The sequence below is a fragment of the Heyndrickxia sporothermodurans genome (assembly GCF_003055045.1).
GTDB classification, from domain to species: Bacteria; Bacillota; Bacilli; order Bacillales; family Bacillaceae_C; genus Heyndrickxia; species Heyndrickxia sporothermodurans.
Genome location: NZ_NAZB01000008.1, coordinates 163,066 through 182,194, shown reverse-complemented (window position 1 = coordinate 182,194; position 19,129 = coordinate 163,066). Strand labels below are relative to the sequence as shown.

At 35.6% G+C, this 19,129-nt stretch carries 16 protein-coding genes and 1 tRNA gene; 1 reads left to right on the top strand and 16 read right to left on the bottom strand.

What is annotated here, in order from left to right:
- Positions 1-60: 60 nt before the first annotated feature.
- The 7 genes from spoVID to hemA form a co-directional block, all read right to left on the bottom strand.
- On the bottom strand, positions 61-1,251 hold the full coding sequence (gene spoVID, locus B5V89_RS02645; protein ID WP_181294594.1) for a stage VI sporulation protein D: 1,191 nt from the start codon (positions 1,249-1,251) through the stop codon (positions 61-63).
- Between the two features lie 250 nt (positions 1,252-1,501).
- A complete protein-coding gene (gene hemL, locus B5V89_RS02640) occupies positions 1,502-2,791 on the bottom strand; it encodes a glutamate-1-semialdehyde 2,1-aminomutase (protein WP_066227168.1) in 1,290 nt (429 codons plus the stop codon).
- Between the two features lie 52 nt (positions 2,792-2,843).
- Entirely contained in the window at positions 2,844-3,821 is a 978-nt protein-coding gene (hemB, locus tag B5V89_RS02635; protein ID WP_107920247.1) for a porphobilinogen synthase, read from the bottom strand.
- Entirely contained in the window at positions 3,818-4,645 is an 828-nt protein-coding gene (locus B5V89_RS02630) for a uroporphyrinogen-III synthase (RefSeq protein ID WP_108070370.1), read from the bottom strand. The genes hemB and B5V89_RS02630 overlap by 4 nt, the downstream gene beginning before the upstream one ends.
- A complete protein-coding gene (gene hemC, locus B5V89_RS02625; protein WP_108070368.1) occupies positions 4,642-5,577 on the bottom strand; it encodes a hydroxymethylbilane synthase in 936 nt (311 codons plus the stop codon). Before hemC ends, B5V89_RS02630 begins: the two co-directional genes overlap by 4 nt.
- 13 nt (positions 5,578-5,590) lie before the next feature.
- The gene (locus B5V89_RS02620; protein ID WP_108070366.1) at positions 5,591-6,424 is read right to left on the bottom strand and encodes a cytochrome c biogenesis protein; all 834 of its coding nucleotides are present in this window, start codon (positions 6,422-6,424) and stop codon (positions 5,591-5,593) included.
- A gap of 92 nt (positions 6,425-6,516) precedes the next feature.
- Entirely contained in the window at positions 6,517-7,845 is a 1,329-nt protein-coding gene (gene hemA, locus B5V89_RS02615; protein WP_108070364.1) for a glutamyl-tRNA reductase, read from the bottom strand.
- Between the two features lie 223 nt (positions 7,846-8,068).
- On the opposite strand from hemA, the gene B5V89_RS02610 reads away from it, so the two are divergent.
- Positions 8,069-8,557, top strand: coding sequence for a LiaI-LiaF-like domain-containing protein (locus tag B5V89_RS02610; protein WP_066227151.1), 489 nt, complete (start codon positions 8,069-8,071; stop codon positions 8,555-8,557).
- Between the two features lie 43 nt (positions 8,558-8,600).
- Here B5V89_RS02610 and yihA read toward each other — a convergent pair whose 3' ends face one another.
- The 9 genes from yihA to B5V89_RS02565 form a co-directional block, all read right to left on the bottom strand.
- Positions 8,601-9,182, bottom strand: coding sequence for a ribosome biogenesis GTP-binding protein YihA/YsxC (gene yihA / locus B5V89_RS02605; RefSeq protein WP_066227148.1), 582 nt, complete (start codon positions 9,180-9,182; stop codon positions 8,601-8,603).
- A gap of 7 nt (positions 9,183-9,189) precedes the next feature.
- A complete protein-coding gene (gene lon / locus B5V89_RS02600) occupies positions 9,190-11,505 on the bottom strand; it encodes an endopeptidase La (RefSeq protein WP_108070362.1) in 2,316 nt (771 codons plus the stop codon).
- A gap of 161 nt (positions 11,506-11,666) precedes the next feature.
- A complete protein-coding gene (gene lonB / locus B5V89_RS02595; protein ID WP_108070360.1) occupies positions 11,667-13,334 on the bottom strand; it encodes an ATP-dependent protease LonB in 1,668 nt (555 codons plus the stop codon).
- 152 nt (positions 13,335-13,486) lie between these two features.
- A complete protein-coding gene (clpX, locus tag B5V89_RS02590; protein WP_066227138.1) occupies positions 13,487-14,755 on the bottom strand; it encodes an ATP-dependent protease ATP-binding subunit ClpX in 1,269 nt (422 codons plus the stop codon).
- Between the two features lie 419 nt (positions 14,756-15,174).
- Entirely contained in the window at positions 15,175-16,461 is a 1,287-nt protein-coding gene (gene tig, locus B5V89_RS02585; protein ID WP_108070358.1) for a trigger factor, read from the bottom strand.
- 146 nt (positions 16,462-16,607) lie between these two features.
- Positions 16,608-17,621 (bottom strand): tetratricopeptide repeat protein, encoded by a 1,014-nt coding sequence (locus B5V89_RS02580; RefSeq protein WP_181294593.1) that lies wholly within the window; start codon positions 17,619-17,621, stop codon positions 16,608-16,610.
- A gap of 164 nt (positions 17,622-17,785) precedes the next feature.
- Positions 17,786-17,859, bottom strand: a tRNA-Arg gene (locus tag B5V89_RS02575).
- A 147-nt stretch (positions 17,860-18,006) separates the two neighbouring features.
- On the bottom strand, positions 18,007-18,516 hold the full coding sequence (locus B5V89_RS02570; RefSeq protein WP_108070354.1) for a metallophosphoesterase: 510 nt from the start codon (positions 18,514-18,516) through the stop codon (positions 18,007-18,009).
- The gene (locus tag B5V89_RS02565) at positions 18,513-19,127 is read right to left on the bottom strand and encodes an XTP/dITP diphosphatase (protein ID WP_108070352.1); all 615 of its coding nucleotides are present in this window, start codon (positions 19,125-19,127) and stop codon (positions 18,513-18,515) included. Before B5V89_RS02565 ends, B5V89_RS02570 begins: the two co-directional genes overlap by 4 nt.
- Positions 19,128-19,129 lie beyond the last annotated feature (2 nt).

Genomic DNA, 19,129 nt, shown 5'->3' with positions numbered 1-19,129 from the left:
CAAATTTAAACCTCTTCACTACAAAAGAACGGGCGCGAAAGATAGAAAACCAATCATCTATTAATCAATTTTACTATTAAGTGTAGTTGCATATGATGGAATATATAATACTTGCCCTTCATATACATCCTGATTTATTTCTAAATGATTCATTCTTAAAATTTGTTGAACACTAATATCATATTTTTCCGCTAAAACATCCAGTGTTTCCCCTTGTTGGACAATGCAAACTTTTAATTTTGCTGCTTTTTCATCTGTCTTTCTTGCAAAAAAGTCAGCTAAGGAGATCGATTCATACTTTCCAAATTTTTTCTTTTTCTTATTATTCGTTTCTTCTTCTTCTTGTTCCTCATGCTCTTCTTCCATATCAGCCGGGGATTCGACTTCAACTTCATCTTCATCAATTTCTTCTGATGATTCAGTCTCTTGCCGAGAGAACTGTAGAAGTTCTTCTTTTATTTTCTCTTCATCGAAGGAATGAAGATTTATCGTCGGCTCATCATTTTTATTTTCTATATTGATTGAAATTTCCTCTTCTTGTTGAATTTTACGTGCTTCTACTGTAAATGGTTGAAAAAATTCCTCTTGCGCAAATGACTCTTGTTCATTCGACTCATTGGTTGTAGATACATTTCTCGATTCTTGCTCATCTGATTCCTGCACTTCGTCGCTTTCTAAATGCCAATCGCTTAATTCATCTGACAAATTAACGGATTCCTCGTCATCAACATGTTGGATTGATTCATCAGAGGTTTCTTCTTGTAATGAATTTCTTTGTGGTACGGATATAGGGATTTCTTCTTTTTCTTCCTCTGGAACTGTTTCTTCGTTTCGTATTCCTAAAATGGAAAGATCCGCATTAAGTTTTAAATTTCCTTTTTCGGGCAGTAAGTAATCAAAGGAGTCAATATTTACATCGATATCCGCGATTTGATCAACTCTGCTTTTCGGAATCGTGACATCGACAGGGAAGCGATGTTCAAAATAATAAATTTCATCTGTTGTACGGTATTCGACATGGTGTGCAAATTTACCATGCAAATCTAATTCTTGTTCCTGTTCTTCTTCTTCATTTCCTTTGTATTCTCCAGACAGTTGTAAGTTTCCGATTATTTGGATGTATTGTTCTTGTTCTTGTATAGTAATTTCCGGATCCAATGAAATGGATAGAAGTTCATCTACTTCCTGTCCTTTTTTAAACCAGATGGACTCTTCTAATGAAAATCGTAAGGACGATTGACTTTGAGACAAGGTGGATTCCTCCCTTTCAATCAAACTGACTATGTCATTTACACTTTATGAACAAAGGAAGGAAATTATGTTAGTTTTCTTTGCGCAAAGGTACAATTCTAATAGATGTAATTAATAATTAATCGAACCCGCAAGAGCGAAGCGATGAGGAGGCTCGACTTCCTCCCTGCGGAAAGCAAGCTCCTGCAGCGGAAAGGAACGGGCTATTCAAAAAACCACACCTAAATTAATCAGGTGTGGTTGAGTATGTTTATCCGCGAATTGTTTTGAATGTTTTTTCGACGGCTTCGATTGTATGGTCAATGTCCTCATCTGTAAGCGTAGTTGATAGGAATAATCCTTCAAATTGGGATGGTGGTAGAAATACTCCGTTGTTTGCCATTTCACGGTAGTAGGCAGCAAAGAGTTCTAAGTCAGATGTTTTTGCTGTTTCATAGTTAATGACCTTTTCATTCGTTAAGAAAATACCAATCATCGAACCGGCACGATTTATTGTATGAGGGATGTTATATTTAACAGCCGCCTCGTGCAATCCTTTTTCTAGCTTATCTGCTTTTTTAATAAATTCCTTATACGTATCCGGAGTTAATTGTACTAAAGTTTCATAACCGGCAGTCATAGCTAATGGATTACCGGATAATGTGCCAGCTTGATATATAGGACCACTCGGTGCAATTTTTTCCATGATTTCTGCTTTCCCACCGAAAGCACCTACTGGAAGACCTCCTCCAATAACTTTACCGAGACAAGTCAAATCAGGAGTTACGCCAAAGTAACCTTGGGCACAATGATAATCAACACGGAAACCAGTCATTACTTCATCAAAAATTAATAATGAACCATATTTACTTGTTATTTCACGTAAGCCTTCTAAAAAGCCAGGTAGTGGAGGGACAACTCCCATGTTACCAGCTACAGGTTCAACAATGATACAAGCGATATCATCCCCATATTGTTCAAAAGCAAGCTTCACGCTTTCCAAATCATTATAAGGAACAGCAATTGTATTACTAGCAATACCCGCAGGTACTCCCGGACTATCTGGCAAACCAAGTGTAGCAACTCCGGAACCAGCTTTAATTAAGAGTGAATCGCCATGACCATGGTAACAGCCTTCAAATTTCAAAATTTTACTACGACCCGTATATCCACGAGCTAAGCGTAAAGCACTCATTGTCGCTTCAGTACCTGATGAAACCATACGAATAATTTCAATCGATGGTACTCTCTCTTGAACAAGCTTGGCTAATTTGTTTTCTGCAAGTGTTGGAGCGCCAAAACTTGTTCCATATTCAGCCACTTTTTTTAAGGCATTTACAACTTGTTCATTGGTATGACCTAAAATAAGAGGTCCCCAAGATAGAACATAGTCGATATATTCATTTCCATCGATGTCATAAATTTTTGAGCCTTTGCCTCTTTCCATAAAAATTGGATCCATATTTACTGATTTAAAGGCACGTACTGGGCTATTAACGCCACCTGGCATCAAGCTTAGCGCTTCTTGAAATGCCTGTTTAGATTTTTCGTATGAACGCATTTTAACAACCTCCATAAGGTCATATTCTATAATGATAAATTAGATAATATTTTTATTTGGCGATCCATTTTGCAGCATCTTTAGCAAAATAAGTAATAATTAAATCAGAACCTGCTCTTTTCATGCTCGTTAACATTTCTAGAACAATAGATTTTTCATCAATCCATCCATTTTGCGCTGCTGCCTTCACCATTGAATACTCACCGCTGACATTGTAAGCAACAACTGGTAAATTGAATTCATTTTTCACATCACGGACAATATCAAGATAAGATAAAGTTGGCTTAACGATTAAGAAATCCGCTCCCTCATCAACGTCTGACTGCGCTTCCCTAAATGCTTCAAGACGATTGGCCGGATCCATTTGATACGTTTTACGATCCCCAAATTGTGGCGCACTTCCTGCCGCATCACGAAACGGGCCATAAAATGCTGAAGAATATTTCACCGCATAAGACATAATTGGAATGTCGGCAAATCCCGCTTCATCCAATCCTTTACGAATGGCTGCGACAAAACCGTCCATCATATTGGAAGGTGCAATAATATCAGCACCTGCTTCCGCCTGACTTACCGCTGTTTTTGCTAATAAATCAAGACTTGGATCATTTAAAATTTTCCCATCTTCTATTACGCCACAATGTCCATGATCGGTATATTCACAAAGACAAGTATCCGCAATTATAATAATTTCGGGATAATTTTTTTTAATAAAGCGGGTAGCTTCTTGGACGATCCCGTGATTATGGAATGCACCTGAACCTTCCGCATCTTTATGTAAAGGGATTCCAAATAAGAGAACGGATTTAATCCCTAATTCAACTACTTCATCCATTTCCACTTTTAATTGATCGAGGGATAATTGATAGATTCCAGGCATTGATGCGATAGGATTTTTAATATTTTCACCTTCCGCAACAAAGATCGGATAAATAAAATCTTCTACATGTAAATGTGTTTCACGAACTAAAGCTCTCATGTTCGCAGAACTACGTAATCTTCTATGACGTTTAAATTGTAACTCTTTCATTTTCGTTCCTCCTTCGCGATCTGTAACTTGCACAAACTTTCAAGCATACAGTCAATCGTATAGATTGCAGGACTGGCTACAACCTTATATCCATATTCCTCTACTGCTTTCTTCGTTACATCACCAATTGTAACAAACTCTATTTTTTGTATTTTATTTTGCAAAGAATAGTCTTTGACGATGTTCATAAAATGATGAAAAGATGACGGACTAGTAAACATTGCGTAATCCAATTCATTTTCGTTCACGATTGTGACTAGTTTTTCAATGCTTTCCGGCGGCAAAAAGGTTTGATAAACGATCCATTCATCTACATGGATTCGTTTTTCTTCCAAACCCTTTGCAATCGTTTTGCTTGCTAGATTTCCTTTCGGAAGCAAAACAGGACCAGCTACTTCCTTTTCTTTTATAAATTCTGCAATAAAATCAGTAGCACTAAATTGTTTTGGAAAAAACTCTACCTCTATATTGTATTTTTCAATTGCCTCTTTCGTTTTGCTTCCAACAGCAGCTATACGATTTGTCAGGCTATCAAATTTACATATAGCTTTAAGTTTTTTTAACTCGTTGAAAAAATAATCAACGCCATTTTGACTTGTAAAGATGATCCATTCATATTCATGCAATTTTTCCACATAGGTTTGTGCCTTCGAATCATCATTTTCTTGGAAATCGATTAAAGGAGTAACATATGATACCCCACCTAAATTAATAATTTCCCCGGCAAGTTTTTTTCCTTTTTCACCACCACGTGTAACTAACACATGTTTGCCTAGTAATGGCAAACGCTTTTGTTTGCCATCTAATGGCAAATGTTCAATCATGATTCATCTAACTCCCGCTTGACACGATCGATTAGATCTTTTGCTCCTTGTTGTGTTAGTAATTCAGCTGCTTGTTCACCAACTATCATTGGATCTTTTCCAGTAACTGTTTCTTTAAAAATCTGTTTGCCATTCGGATCTGCAACAAGTGCTGTTAATGCGATTTGTTTATCATCAGTTAATTTAGCGAAGCCTGCTATTGGCACTTGGCAACCACCTTCCATTTTATGAAGGAATGCTCTTTCCGCAGTAACTGTTTCTTTTGTTTCTTCACAAGTTAATTTAGCTAGTTGTTCAAGTAATTCTTTATCATCTTCCCGACATTCAATCGCTAATGCCCCTTGACCAACAGCAGGGAGACAAATTTCCGGATCCAAATATTCTGTCACAACATCACTGCTCCACCCCATGCGGGACAAACCTGCTGCAGCCAATACGATGGCATCATAATCTTCATTTTCCAGCTTTTTCAAACGAGTATCAATATTGCCACGAATCCATTTAATATCTAAATCAGGGCATTCAGCAAGAATTTGGGCACTTCGGCGTAAACTGCTTGTTCCAACCTTGGCACCTTTAGGAAGATCTCTTAATGTCATATGCCCTTTTGAAATAATGACGTCTCTATAATCTTCACGAGGCGGGATACAACCAATTGTAAGTCCTTGTGGGAGGATCGCAGGCATATCTTTCATACTATGTACAGCCATATCAATTTCTTTATTTAATAGGGCCTGCTCGATTTCTTTTACAAAAAGACCTTTTCCGCCAACCTTTGATAAAGTGACATCTAAGATTTTGTCACCTTTTGTCACAATCTCTTTCACTTCAAATTCGAAAGGTACGCCTAATTTTTTTAATTGATCTGCCACCCAATTTGTTTGAGTTAATGCTAGTTTACTTCTTCTTGAACCGATAATGATTTTTCTCACTAAATTTACCCTCCTACGAATACCAAAAATGAAATGCCGATAGACGACTAAATAAAAAGAAATTAATTAAAACAACTAGAAATGCACCAATATTCCATAATGCTAATGATTTTCCGAACATACTTTTCTTGTTTCGAAGGTAAAGAATTAGACTATAAACAATTAAAAGGATAAATGAACTGATTATTTTCGAATCATACCAATGAAAGGTAGGTAGTTTAATAAATGCCCATTGCAACCCTAAGATTAAACTTAACAACAGCATAGGTACACCAATCGCATTTAATACATAAGACATCTTTTCAAGTTTAGATAAATCATTCAACCTCCAGAGACGATGGCCCCACCTTTTTTTCTTAAGTAATGTATATTGCAATAAATACATTAATGAAAAAACGAATGATAGTGAAAAGGCCGCATAGGATAAGATTGCCATCGTAATATGTATAAATAGCAACTCAGATATTAATCTTTCCGACATCGCCACATCCGATATTTGCACTGGAGCGAACGTATGAATCGCCATAAAAATAAAGCCAATGATATTTGTAAAAAAAACGGTGAAATCGACTCTCAATATTTTATTAATGGCGAGTGATAGTGTAATTAATACCCATGCATAAAAATAAAGACCTTCAAATAATGTAAGAACTGGAAATCTGCCTGTTTGAAAGACATACATAAACAAAAAAATTGTTTGAAGAACCCAAACAATTGCAAGTAACCAAAAAGCGAATTGATTTGCTTTCTTATTTTGATGTAAGAAATCGATAAAATATAATAGAATACTGATAGCGTATAAGACAATCATTACCTCATGCAGCCTAGACATGACAATATCGAACATATGAACATTCAACCTCTCTAAAAAGGTAAGGATTAGGGTGGGAACAAATAAACTTTCCCACCATTTCTTACGATTAAAAATGATTTCTATATTTATATAGGCTGAACATTCAATTGAACAGAAGTTTTTTTGTTTGGTTTTAATTTCTGTTCTATCTCAGTTTCTACATTAAAAATTTTCTTAAATAAGTCAATTTGTTCAGCAGCATTCGGCTGTGCCGCAATTTCTTTCACCTGTGAAATCGGATCCTTTAATAATTGATTGACGATACTTTTTGTATGTTTACTTAAAATCTTTCGTTCCCGGTCTGTAAGATTCGGCATTTTCCGTTCGATGCTTTTCATCGTTTCTTCCTGAATCGACAACGCTTTTTCACGTAACGCTGTAATGACAGGAATAACACCTAACATATTTAGCCATTCATTGAATTGAACTATTTCCATTTCAATATTAATCATAATTTTTTCGGCAGCTTTTTTACGTTCTGCCAAATTGGCTTCAACAATGCCTTCTAAGTCATCAATATCATATAGAAAGACGCTTTCCAACTCAGCGATTTTAGGATCTAAGTCACGCGGAACCGCAATATCAACCATAAATAATGGTCGTTTCTTTCTCATTGCCTCGACATTAACCATCATTTCTTTCGTAACAACATAGTCTTTCGCACCTGTAGAACTAATTAAAATATCCGCTTCAACGATCGCACATTGAAGTTCTTGTAAAGTTTTCGCTTGGCCGTTAAATTCTTTCGCCAAATCTTGAGCTTTTTCAAATGTACGATTGATTACAGAGACTTTTGTTGCTCCAGATCCATATAAGTTTTCAATTGCTAGTTTTCCCATTTTTCCGGCGCCCACAACGAGGACATGTTTATTTTTCAAGTTCCCTAACACTTTTTTTGCCAGTTCTACTGCTGCATAACTGACTGAAACAGCATTAGATCCGATTTCCGTTTCTGAGTGAGCCTTTTTCGCAGTTGTAATTGCTTGTTTAAATAACTGGTTGAAGATTGTTCCGGTTGAACCAACTTCTTGGCCAATAAAGAAACTATGCTTCACCTGTCCTAAAATTTGCGTTTCTCCAAGGACCATGGAATTCAATCCACAAACAACCTTAAATAAGTGTTCAATTGCTCCGTCCTGCTCGTAAATTGACAAGTAAGATGTAAACTCCTCTTTATCAATTTGAAACCACTCTGATAGAAAATCTTTAATATAGTAACGTCCCGTATGCAATTGATCAACAACTGCATATACCTCTGTGCGATTACATGTAGAAACAATTACATTTTCTAAAATGCTTTTTTTATTTTTTAACGCTGCCATAGCATCAGATAAATCCGCTTCATTAAAAGACAGCCTTTCACGTATCTCAACAGGGGCTGTTTTATAATTTAAACCAACAGCTATGATGTACATTTTAAGATGGCACCCCCAAAGTTTATAAAAAAGAATTCAATCACGAATTTCTTTCCCTATTCTTATTATATCATGTCCAATTTCATCTACTCTTAATAAATGTGAAAAGATAATGAAACTTATGTTATATTAATTATAAATTAGATATTAAATTCACAGTCCATTAGTACAGTAACAAAAAAAGAACTGGGAATCAAGTTTACAGTTTGAAAGTAGGTTGTTTATGAAAAATCAAAAAATTTTTCCGGGAATCATTTTACTTGGTTTTGGTTTGTATTTTTTTCTTACACAGAACAATCATGTCACAATGTTGAAAGAATATTTAACATGGCCTACTTTATTAATTATTGTAGGAATCGCATTTTTAGGGCAGGGCTACGGAGGAAAAGATGCTGAATCCATTTTACCTGGTGTAATTCTCGTTGGTTTTGGTCTTCATTTCCATATTGCAGGTAAACTTGCCATTTGGCCGGATCATATCGGTGTTTTTATTTTAATCATTTCATTAGGTTTTCTATTACGCTATCAAAAAACAGGAAATGGCTTATTTCACGGAATCCTCTTTTTATTCATTTCTATTGTTCTCTTATTCTATGATGAGGTATTAAAATGGATGGGATTATTGGAAAATAAAGCTGCTTCAATAATAAATTTTTGGCCTTTTCTATTGATTGCAATTGGTTTATATTTATTGTTTATAAAACGAAAATAAAAAAAGACCCATTAATGAACAAATTCATAATGGGTCTTAATATTCACATCCACTTTTTTAATATTCCCCATACTTTGTCTTTTCCTTCACCTGTTTCCGATGAGAATACGACAATATCGTCTTGAGGATCAAAATTAAGTGTTTCCTTTGTAATTTTTAAATGCTTTTGCCATTTTCCTTTAGGAATTTTATCTGCTTTCGTTGCGATGATGACACAAGGAATTTGATAATGTTTTAGAAAATCATACATTAGTATATCATCTTTCGTAGGGGGATGACGTAAATCAACAATTTGGAGAACAGCGCAAAGCTGTTCTCTTGTTGTAATATACGTTTCAATCATCTTTCCCCACGCTTCACGCTCAGATTTTGATACTTTCGCAAAACCATATCCAGGAACATCGACAAAGAATAATGACTCTTCAATTTTATAAAAATTTAACGTTTGCGTTTTTCCTGGTTTTGAAGAGGTTCTTGCTAATGCTTTACGATTAATCATTTTATTAATAAAGGAAGATTTCCCTACGTTTGAACGTCCTGCTAAAGCAAATTCCGGTAACCGTTCATCAGGGTATTGCTCTTGCCTTACTGCACTTATTACTAGTTCTGCATTATTTACTTTCATTTCGATTTCACCTGCTTAATGCTACCTTTAAGACTTCGTCCATTTGTGAAACAGGTATTAACTTCAGATCATTTCTCACACTTTCGGGAATGTCATCAATATCCTTTTCATTGTCTTTAGGTAAAATAATTGTTGTTAACCCTGCTCTATGAGCACTTAATGTTTTTTCTTTTAAACCACCGATTGGCAGCACCCTGCCTCTTAGTGTAATTTCGCCTGTCATACCAACTTCTTTCCGAATAGGGATACCGGTTAACGCTGAAGTTAAGGCAGTGGCAATCGTAATACCTGCAGAAGGTCCATCTTTAGGAACAGCACCTTCGGGAACGTGAATGTGTATATCATATTTTTCGTGAAAATTTTCTTCTAATTTTAATTCTGTAGCTTTAGAACGTACAAAACTAAACGCTGTTTGAGCAGACTCCTTCATTACGTCCCCTAATTTTCCTGTTAAAACAAGCTTGCCTTTACCCGGAGACAGGGAAACTTCAATTTGTAATGTATCGCCGCCAACTGTTGTATAAGCTAATCCAGTAGCGACACCAATTTGATCTTCTACTTCTGCTAGACCGTAACGGAATCGTTTCTTACCGAGAAATTCTTCTAGATTTTTTTCCGTAACAATTAGACGTTTTCTTTCAGAAGAAACGATTATTTTTGCTGTTTTTCTGCAAATCGAGGCAATTTCTCGTTCTAAGCTTCTAACTCCGGCTTCGCGTGTGTAATATCGGACGATGGCTTGGAATGCCTCATCTCTTACTTGTAATTGTCCTTTTGATAGACCATGTTCTTGCATTTCTTTTTGCAGTAAATGATCTTTCGCTATATGAATTTTTTCCAGTTCGGTATAGCCCGGTATAGAAATAATCTCCATTCGATCCCGTAAAGGTCCAGGAATGGATGAAAGATCGTTTGCCGTTGTTATAAACATGACTTTGGAAAGATCATAGGTTTCTTCAATATAATGATCACTAAAATTATTATTTTGCTCCGGATCTAACACTTCTAACATAGCTGCAGAAGGATCGCCTCGAAAATCATTAGACATTTTATCGATTTCATCGAGTAAAAATACGGGATTGATCGTCCCAGCTTTTTTCATTCCTTGAATAATTCTACCAGGCATTGCACCGACATATGTCCTGCGGTGCCCACGTATTTCGGACTCATCCCGAACACCACCTAGTGAAATTCTTACAAACTTTCTCCCCAGCGATTCAGCGATTGATCGAGCTAAGCTTGTTTTTCCGACTCCAGGAGGTCCAGCTAGACAAAGAATTGGTCCTCGTAAAGCTTGAGTCAATTTTTGCACTGCTAAATATTCAAGTACTCGTTCCTTGACCTTTTCCAATCCATAATGTTCTCGATTTAAAATTTTTTCTGCTTTTATAATATCTAAATCATCTTCTGTTGCATTTGTCCATGGAAGAGAGATAAGCCAATCTAAATAGTTGCGTATGACCGAACTTTCCGCAGAAGTAGTTGGCACCTTTTCATATCGATCTAATTCTTTTAACGCTGTATTCTTTACATGTTCCGGCATTCCAGCGTTTTCTATCTTTTCAGAGAACTCAGCTACTTCCCCTGTTTTCCCTTCTTTATCGCCTAGTTCTTTCTGAATCGCCCTCATTTGTTCACGTAAATAGTATTCCTTTTGTGTTCGTTCCATTGATTTTTTCACACGTTGACCGATTTTCTTTTCTAAATTAAGAACTTCTTTTTCATTATGAATGATTTCAATTACTTTATTTAAACGTTGTTTAATGTCAACTGTCTCTAAGACTTCTTGTTTATGTGGTAATTTCAATGGTAAATGCGAAGCAATTATGTCGGCCATTCTTCCAGGTTCTTCAATATCTGCCACCGTTTCAAAGTTTTCCGCAGAAATTTTCTTAGAAAGTTTTATGTATTGTTCGAAATATTCAAGCATGGTTCTCATTAATGCTTCGGTTTCTACATCAGTTTGTTCATTGTCTTCATACGACTTTAAAGAAACTGCATAGTAGGTTTCTTTATCATAAAAGTTTTCTATTTCTGCCCGATGTAACCCTTCAACTAATACTCGGATCGTTCCGTTCGGCAATTTAAGCATTTGTTTTACCCGGGTAAGAGTTCCCATACGGAAAAGGTCATCTTCATTTGGTTCATTTATACTTTCATCCTTTTGTGTTGTTAAAAAGATGAGGTGGTCGTTCATCATCGCTTGTTCTAATGCTTGAACAGAATGTTCACGTCCTACATCAAGATGTAAGACCATCGTAGGGTACACAAGCAATCCCCTGAGTGGTAACAGAGGAACGGTGTTTTCTATTTTCTTTGTCAATATCGTGCACCTCCAAAAAATGACACGTTGAATCTTTTTTCAATTCTAACGTATTTAAATAATCGTGTCCATTTTGTAGAATACGTTAATCACATTTTATACTATCAAACGTATTTAAGAAATCGATTTGGTATGAACCAAATCGATTCAGATTCAAAATTTTATACACTTTTCTTATCCATTTCTTCTATTGGAGGGGCAAAAGGTGATTCCCCTTCGAAATGGTTCATTAATGCGATTTCAATTGCCTTTTCAAATTGATGAATTGGTATAATCGTTATTCCATCTATATCATTTAATATTGATTGCATATTTTCAGCCGGTATTATGACCGTTTTCACACCAGCTTGCTTAGCCGCCTTCACTTTAGCAAACACGCCACCGACAGGCTTTACATTTCCATGAATGCTTATTTCCCCTGTCATAGCGACGGAATGGTCAACAGGAATTTTGTAGATTGCTGAGTATATCCCTGTTGCCATGGCAATCCCTGCAGATGGTCCATCTATAGGGATTCCACCCGGAAAATTCACATGTATATCATATTGATCAGCCGGGACACCCATTGTTCTTAATACAGTTATTACATTTTCAATAGATCCTTTTGCCATGCTTTTTCTGCGAATCGATTTCCCCTGCCCTCCAATACTTTCCTCTTCAACAATTCCTGTAATATTGATAGACCCTTTTTCTTTAGCGGGAATAACGGTTACTTCAATTTCTAACAATATTCCACTATTGGGACCTGTCACGGCCAGACCATTTACCAACCCTACAGTAGCTTTCTCACCAATTTTCTTTTCAAGTCTCGGTGTTAGTTGACTTGATTGAATAATCCATTCAATATCTGCATCACTAATAAAAGTTCTATCTTCTTGAATCGCAAGTCCTGCAGCAATTTGAACCATATTTACTGCTTCACGTCCATTTCTCGCATATGAAGCTAAAATATGCATGCCTGATTCTGAAAGAGATAAATTTACTTTTTCAGCAGCCTTTTTGGCAACTTTAGCAATTTCCTCTTGTTCAAGATCACGGAAAAATACTTCCATACATCTTGATCGAATGGCAGGTGGAATTTCATTAGGTGTTCTAGTTGTCGCCCCAATTAAGCGAAAATCCGCGGGTAATCCGTTTTGAAAAATATCATGAATATGCGATGGAATTTGAGAATTTTCAGCACTATAATAGGCGCTATCTAAAAATACTTTACGATCCTCCAACACTTTTAATAGCTTGTTCATTTGTATTGGATGAAGTTCACCAATCTCATCAATAAACAGAACACCACCATGTGCATTTGTAACAGCACCTTGTTTTGGTTGTGGAATACCTGCTTGGCCCATTGCTCCCGCCCCTTGATAAATTGGGTCATGTACAGAACCAATAAGTGGATCAGCAATCCCACGTTCGTCAAATCTCGCCGTCGTCGCATCAAGCTCAATGAAGACAGAGCTTTGTTTAAAAGGCGATTTACTATTCTTTTTTGCCTCTTCTAATACTAATCTTGCTGCAGCAGTCTTCCCTACTCCCGGAGGTCCATAAACAATAACATGTTGTGGATTAGGTCCACAAAGGGCCGCTTTCAATGACTTAATACCATCTTCTTGCCCAACAATATCTTGAAAGTTCGATGGACGTACACGTTCTGCTAGGGGTTCTGTTAATTTAATGGAACGCATTTTCCTTAATTGTTCCATTTCTTTGCGTGATTCTCGATCTATCGATACTTTTTGTGTTTTCTGTCCTTTAAGCAGATTCCAAAAATATAAACCGATAATCACTCCGAAAAATAATTGAATTAATAATGCTATCCCAGTCCAACTCATCGAATTCCCTCCAAGATGCTTGATTCATTATAAATTTAGTATCTCCTGGAGTTAAAGGGAATAAACCATTTTTTTGCGGAAGGCTGGAACCTTGCTAGATATTGAAAATTTTAAAAGCCTAGCAGACAATGCATGTCTACCAGGCTTTATGGTCAAGCAGTTTTTGATTGCTCGTCTCCCTCGACGATCGTTCCATCTTCTAATACCAATCTAGGAGGCTCGTTGTTAACAACAGCTTCTTTCGTAACAATGCATTTTTTAATATCATCTCTTGACGGTAATTCAAACATTACGTCTAACATGATACTTTCAATAATTGATCGTAAGCCGCGGGCACCTGTTTTTCTTTCAATCGCACGTTTGGCAATTTCTTTTAAGGCATCTTCTTCAAATTCTAATTCTACCTCATCAAGCTCAAGCATTTTTCGATATTGTTTAACAAGAGCATTTTTTGGTTTCGTTAAAATTTCTATGAGTGCTTCCTCATCTAGTGGTTCAAGACTTGCAATAACCGGAAGGCGGCCAATAAACTCCGGAATTAAACCAAATTTAAGTAAATCTTCTGGCAATATTTTTGATAGTAGTTTTTTATCATCAATATCGGCGCCTTTATTCTCTCCGCTAAAACCAATTACTTTTTGCCCGAGGCGACGTTTAATAATTTGTTCAACGCCATCAAATGCGCCACCACAAATAAATAAAATATTTGTTGTATCAATTTGAATAAATTCTTGATGCGGGTGCTTTCGTCCACCTTGTGGAGGAACACTGGCAACTGTACCCTCTAGAATTTTTAATAGTGCCTGTTGGACACCTTCTCCAGAAACATCTCTAGTAATTGATGGATTTTCAGATTTACGGGCTACTTTATCAATCTCATCAATATAGATGATTCCCTTTTCAGCTTTCTCTACATCATAATCTGCAGCTTGTATTAATTTTAAAAGGATGTTTTCAACATCTTCACCTACATACCCTGCTTCTGTTAATGACGTTGCATCAGCAATTGCAAATGGTACATTTAAAATTCGTGCTAATGTTTGTGCAAGTAATGTTTTTCCGCTTCCTGTAGGTCCAATTAAACAAATATTACTTTTCGCAAGTTCAACATCATCAATTTTACTGTTGGAATTGATGCGTTTATAGTGGTTATAAACCGCTACTGCTAATGACTTTTTGGCTTGATCCTGTCCAATTACATATTCTTTTAAAATTTCCCTTATTTCCAATGGTTTTGGAATATCCTTAAATTCAACCTCTTCTTCTGTACCGAGCTCTTCTTCTACAATTTCTGTACAAAGTTCAATACATTCATCACATATATATACACCTGGTCCTGCTACTAATTTTCGAACCTGATCTTGTGTTTTACCACAAAACGAACATTTTAATTGTTGCTTTTCATCGTTGAATTTAAACAATGAGATTCACCCCTTATTAAAAACTTTCGAATAATTGACCGATATTTCAAAAAAGATTAATTAAATGTGTACTATCTTTTGTAAAGTACCAATCCGTTTATTAATTGTTACACTTCATCGAAAGATAAAACCATTTACTTAATACTTTTCAAGAAACTGGCTTTGTTGGAACACTTTAAAAATAGTTATGTATTGGATTGTAACATATTTCTTTGTTGGACAGGAAATTTTAAAGCTTACTTATTTTATTTCGCCATTAATTGTTTATTTTCCTACTTAATCAAGACTTTCCCGAAAATAAGTTTTATATTCTTCGTATGTATATATTTTTTTACTTGGTCGTAAAAAATTTATGTATTTTATAAAACAAGACACGAATATGTCGTGCCTTGTTTTATATTAATATCCATTATTTTATATTATTCTACAGTCTTGCTGTTTTGTACAAGAAATTCAACTGCTTTGCGAATTTTTACGTCTCTTTTTACAGTGTCTAATCCGCCAAGTGCTTGTTTAATATCGTCCGCAGACATATTGTACATAGTAGTCATTTTATTAATTTCTTCTTCAGCTTCTTCGTCTGATACTTCAATTTTTTCAGTTTCAGCGATAGCTTCTAAAGTAAGATTCATTCGAACCCGTTTCGCAGCATCTTCCTTCATTTGATCACGAAGTGCTTGTTCGTCTTGACCTGAGAATTGGAAGTACAACTCAAGGTTCATACCTTGCATTTGTAAACGTTGTTCGAATTCCTGCATCATGCGATCCACTTCGGTATTGATCATCGCTTCAGGAATATCAACTTCAGCATTTTCAGAAGCTTTTTCTACAACAGCATCTTGAATCGCATGTTCTGCTTCATGCTCTTTAGAATGTTTTAAGTTAGCTTTTGTTTTTTCTTTAAGTTCTGCAAGTGTTTCTACTTCACTATCAACATCTTTTGCAAACTCATCATCTAATTCAGGTAGTTCTTTTGTTTTAATTTCATGTACAGTTACTTTAAACGTAGCTGGTTGACCTGCTAATTCAGCAGCATGGTATTCTTCCGGGAATGTTACTTCCACATCTTTTTCTTCGCCTGCTTTTGCTCCAACTAATTGTTCTTCAAAACCAGGAATGAAGCTATTAGATCCAAGAACTAGTGAGTAGTTATCTGCTTTACCGCCTTCGAATGCTTCGCCATTAACAAAACCTTCAAAGTCGATGACTACAGTGTCACCATTTTCAGCCGGTCCTTCTTCTTTAAGGACTAATTCAGCATGACGTTCTTGTAATGTTTTTAGTTCATTTTCAACATCTTCATCTGTTACTTCTGTATCAAATTTTTCAACTTCCAATCCTTTATACTCGCCAAGTTTAACCTCAGGCTTAACAGTGATTGTCGCTTTGAAAATAAGTTCTTTTCCTTTTTCCATTTGCTCGATATCGATTTCAGGGCGATCTACTGGTTCAATTCCAGTTTCTTCAATCGCTTGTGAATATGCATCCGGAAGAAGAATATCTAACGCATCTTGGTATAAAGATTCTACACCAAAACGTTGTTCGAACATTCCACGAGGCATTTTCCCTTTACGGAATCCCGGAACATTAACTTGTTTTACAACTTTTTTGAAGGCACCGTCCAAAGCTGTTTTTACAGTTTCAGCATCAACTTCTACTGTCAGTACTCCTTGGTTTCCTTCAAGCTTTTCCCATTTTGCTGACATACCTTTCCCTCCAACGATCTATATTTTGATAGTGTAATGAACAGATGTAATAGATAACACTTTTAATGATTGCCATTACTAATATAAATGAAAACACATTACAACCCTTTCATTATAACATACGTTTTTTCTGTTTCAAGAAGGAGCTATATAATCGGTAAAGAAATTTCTTCAAGTTTTTTTAGAAAGGTAATTGCTTTTACTAGACTTGCAGCATTTACTTGATTCTCTTCAGCTATTTTTTCTAAATCCAGTGTTTCACCGTATAATTCTTGTCCAAAACATCGATAGGTTAAACACCATAATATAGGATCTTCCGGCACAAGTTCAAAGGGATAGAGTAAGAAAAAATGTCGATCCACGATGTCTTTCATTTGTTGATATAATGTCGGATTATTGTTTTCTAACCCGACTTTTAATTTTTCCAGTAATACGATATAAAAGGGTGTTTCAAAAATTTGCGGTAACTGTACTGGTATAAACGTTCCCTCATTATTAAATTTTTCTACTTGAATTTCTTTTTCTACACCATGCTCTTTTAAGACATTCAATATCATAGTTTTTAAAAAAGGATGAGCTGACTTTTTCCTCACGTATTGTGTTAATTCATCTATGTATGGATGAATATTTTGGTTAGAAAGTTGTGCAACTTTGTATATGTTTTCTTTTATATTATCTGATAAAAAAAATGGATTCTCCGGAATATTCGCTTGTTGATTAAACTGTAGGTTATTCGACTCGGATCGATTTTGACTAAATTGCAACAGTTTTTTATAATGCTCAATTTTTTCTAAAGGAACTTCATTTTCATCTAGCAAAGTACTAATTGTATGTATGATTTCCTCATGATTGCTAAGTTGTATCAAAATCATTAAGTAAACATCAATAATTTCAAAATAGTTTCCTATACCTTGATGCAATAAATAATGACATACTTCTTTCGCCTTTTCATAATTGCCACTTTCATACAATGCAATTAAATAGGCTGTTCCAATTTCGGGATTTTCGGGATCTATTTCATTCGCTTGACCTAAAAAATCTACTGCTTCAGTAAATTGATGATTATCTAAATGAGCTATCCCCATTTCCAAGAGACGATCCTTTAACCCTGGAAAAAGTACAATTTTTTGATCACTTTTCTCATTTTTGTTTTTTTCCATTATAAGTCCGCCTTTTCCGATGTGTTTCTTAGCCAACATCAAGTAATGACAAGTTTAAGTTTAGCATGTTTTTATTTACAAAACAAAAACCCTAGTGATCGTTCATAAACTAGTGAAAAAACAAAAAAACTTACACGAATGTAAGTTTTTTTGTTTTCATATGACGTCCCAGGAGGGATTCGAACCCCCGACCCACAGCTTAGAAGGCTGTTGCTCTATCCAGCTGAGCTACTGGGACAGATAATTATGTATTCTCGACTGTAAAAAATCATTGCGTTCATCGAGGACATTTTTAATTATATATGGGTTGTTGTGTTCTGTCAACAGTTTTTTCGTTTTTTCATTTTAAATTGCAGTCTGACTTTCAGACTGCAATTTAAAATACCTATAATGTAAATGTTTGCCGAAGGTCGACCAATTCTTCATGAAGATCGGAAAAGAATTTCGTTGTGATTGAATGATCATTTTTTTCAACGATTGCATATGTTTTTTCTTTACGACCTCGAGGCATTAGTAAGCTACCGGGATTTAAATATAAAGTCCCATTAATCATCTCTGCACCGAGCATATGTGAATGGCCAAAAAAGACAAAATCCGCACCTACTTCTTTTGCTTTATACGAAAGATTCAAAAGCGTCATTTTCACATTATAATGATGACCATGCGTAATAAATATTTTATTCCCATCAATATTTTCTTTTATATCAAGGGGAAATTGGCGGTCATAATCACAATTACCTCGAACGACTAAATAGCCGCTTATTTCTTCGTCATTTGCCATTAGTTCCGAATCACCGCAATGAATCATCGCATCGACCTTATTTTCATATTTTTCTTTTAATTGTTTTAATTCCTCGCGTAAACCATGGCTATCACTAACAATTAATAATTTCATTTTTGATCACCTAAATCAAATAAATTTTGCAAAATTGCAGGAAGCTTGTTTACTGCTTTCGCTCGATGACTAATTCGGTTTTTTTCCTCTGATGATAATTCTGCCATTGTAAGTCCTTTATCTTTAATAAAAAAAATCGGATCATACCCAAAACCATTATCCCCTTTACGTTCGCGAAGTATTTCACCTTCACACGTCCCGGAAACAGTAATCGTTTCTTCACCGGGAATAGCGATGGCCAACGCACAGTAAAATTTGGCACTTCGATCATCATTCGGTATATCGATCATTTCTTCTAAAACCTTATCAATATTTGCCTCATCATTTTTATCTTCTCCTGCATATCTTGCAGAGTAAATACCAGGTCTGCCATCTAAGGCATCAATGACCAAACCGCTATCATCTGCAATCGTCATTATATTATATTGTTGTGATATCGTTTCTGCTTTTAAGATTGCATTTTCCTCAAACGTACTGCCTGTCTCTTCCACGTCAATTGCATCGGGAAAATCCAATAAAGTCTTTACTTTAATATTAAAGGTTGAAAACATTTTTTCAAATTCTTTTGCCTTGCCTTTATTTTTGGTTGCAATAATCACTTGTTTTTCCATTT

What these genes read in the sequence shown, in the direction of transcription:
- B5V89_RS02630 (WP_108070370.1), bottom strand. Translation starts at nt 4,645, where the DNA reads ATGATTGAACATTTGCCATTAGATGGCAAACAAAAGCGTTTGCCATTA.
- hemB (WP_107920247.1), bottom strand. Translation starts at nt 3,821, where the DNA reads ATGAAAGAGTTACAATTTAAACGTCATAGAAGATTACGTAGTTCTGCG.
- hemA (WP_108070364.1), bottom strand. Translation starts at nt 7,845, where the DNA reads ATGTACATCATAGCTGTTGGTTTAAATTATAAAACAGCCCCTGTTGAG.
- B5V89_RS02580 (WP_181294593.1), bottom strand. Translation starts at nt 17,621, where the DNA reads ATGGAAAAAAACAAAAATGAGAAAAGTGATCAAAAAATTGTACTTTTT.
- B5V89_RS02570 (WP_108070354.1), bottom strand. Translation starts at nt 18,516, where the DNA reads ATGAAATTATTAATTGTTAGTGATAGCCATGGTTTACGCGAGGAATTA.
- lonB (WP_108070360.1), bottom strand. Translation starts at nt 13,334, where the DNA reads ATGAGTTGGACTGGGATAGCATTATTAATTCAATTATTTTTCGGAGTG.
- B5V89_RS02565 (WP_108070352.1), bottom strand. Translation starts at nt 19,127, where the DNA reads ATGGAAAAACAAGTGATTATTGCAACCAAAAATAAAGGCAAGGCAAAA.
- tig (WP_108070358.1), bottom strand. Translation starts at nt 16,461, where the DNA reads ATGTCAGCAAAATGGGAAAAGCTTGAAGGAAACCAAGGAGTACTGACA.
- yihA (WP_066227148.1), bottom strand. Translation starts at nt 9,182, where the DNA reads ATGAAAGTAAATAATGCAGAACTAGTAATAAGTGCAGTAAGGCAAGAG.
- hemL (WP_066227168.1), bottom strand. Translation starts at nt 2,791, where the DNA reads ATGCGTTCATACGAAAAATCTAAACAGGCATTTCAAGAAGCGCTAAGC.
- B5V89_RS02620 (WP_108070366.1), bottom strand. Translation starts at nt 6,424, where the DNA reads ATGTTCGATATTGTCATGTCTAGGCTGCATGAGGTAATGATTGTCTTA.
- B5V89_RS02610 (WP_066227151.1), top strand. Translation starts at nt 8,069, where the DNA reads ATGAAAAATCAAAAAATTTTTCCGGGAATCATTTTACTTGGTTTTGGT.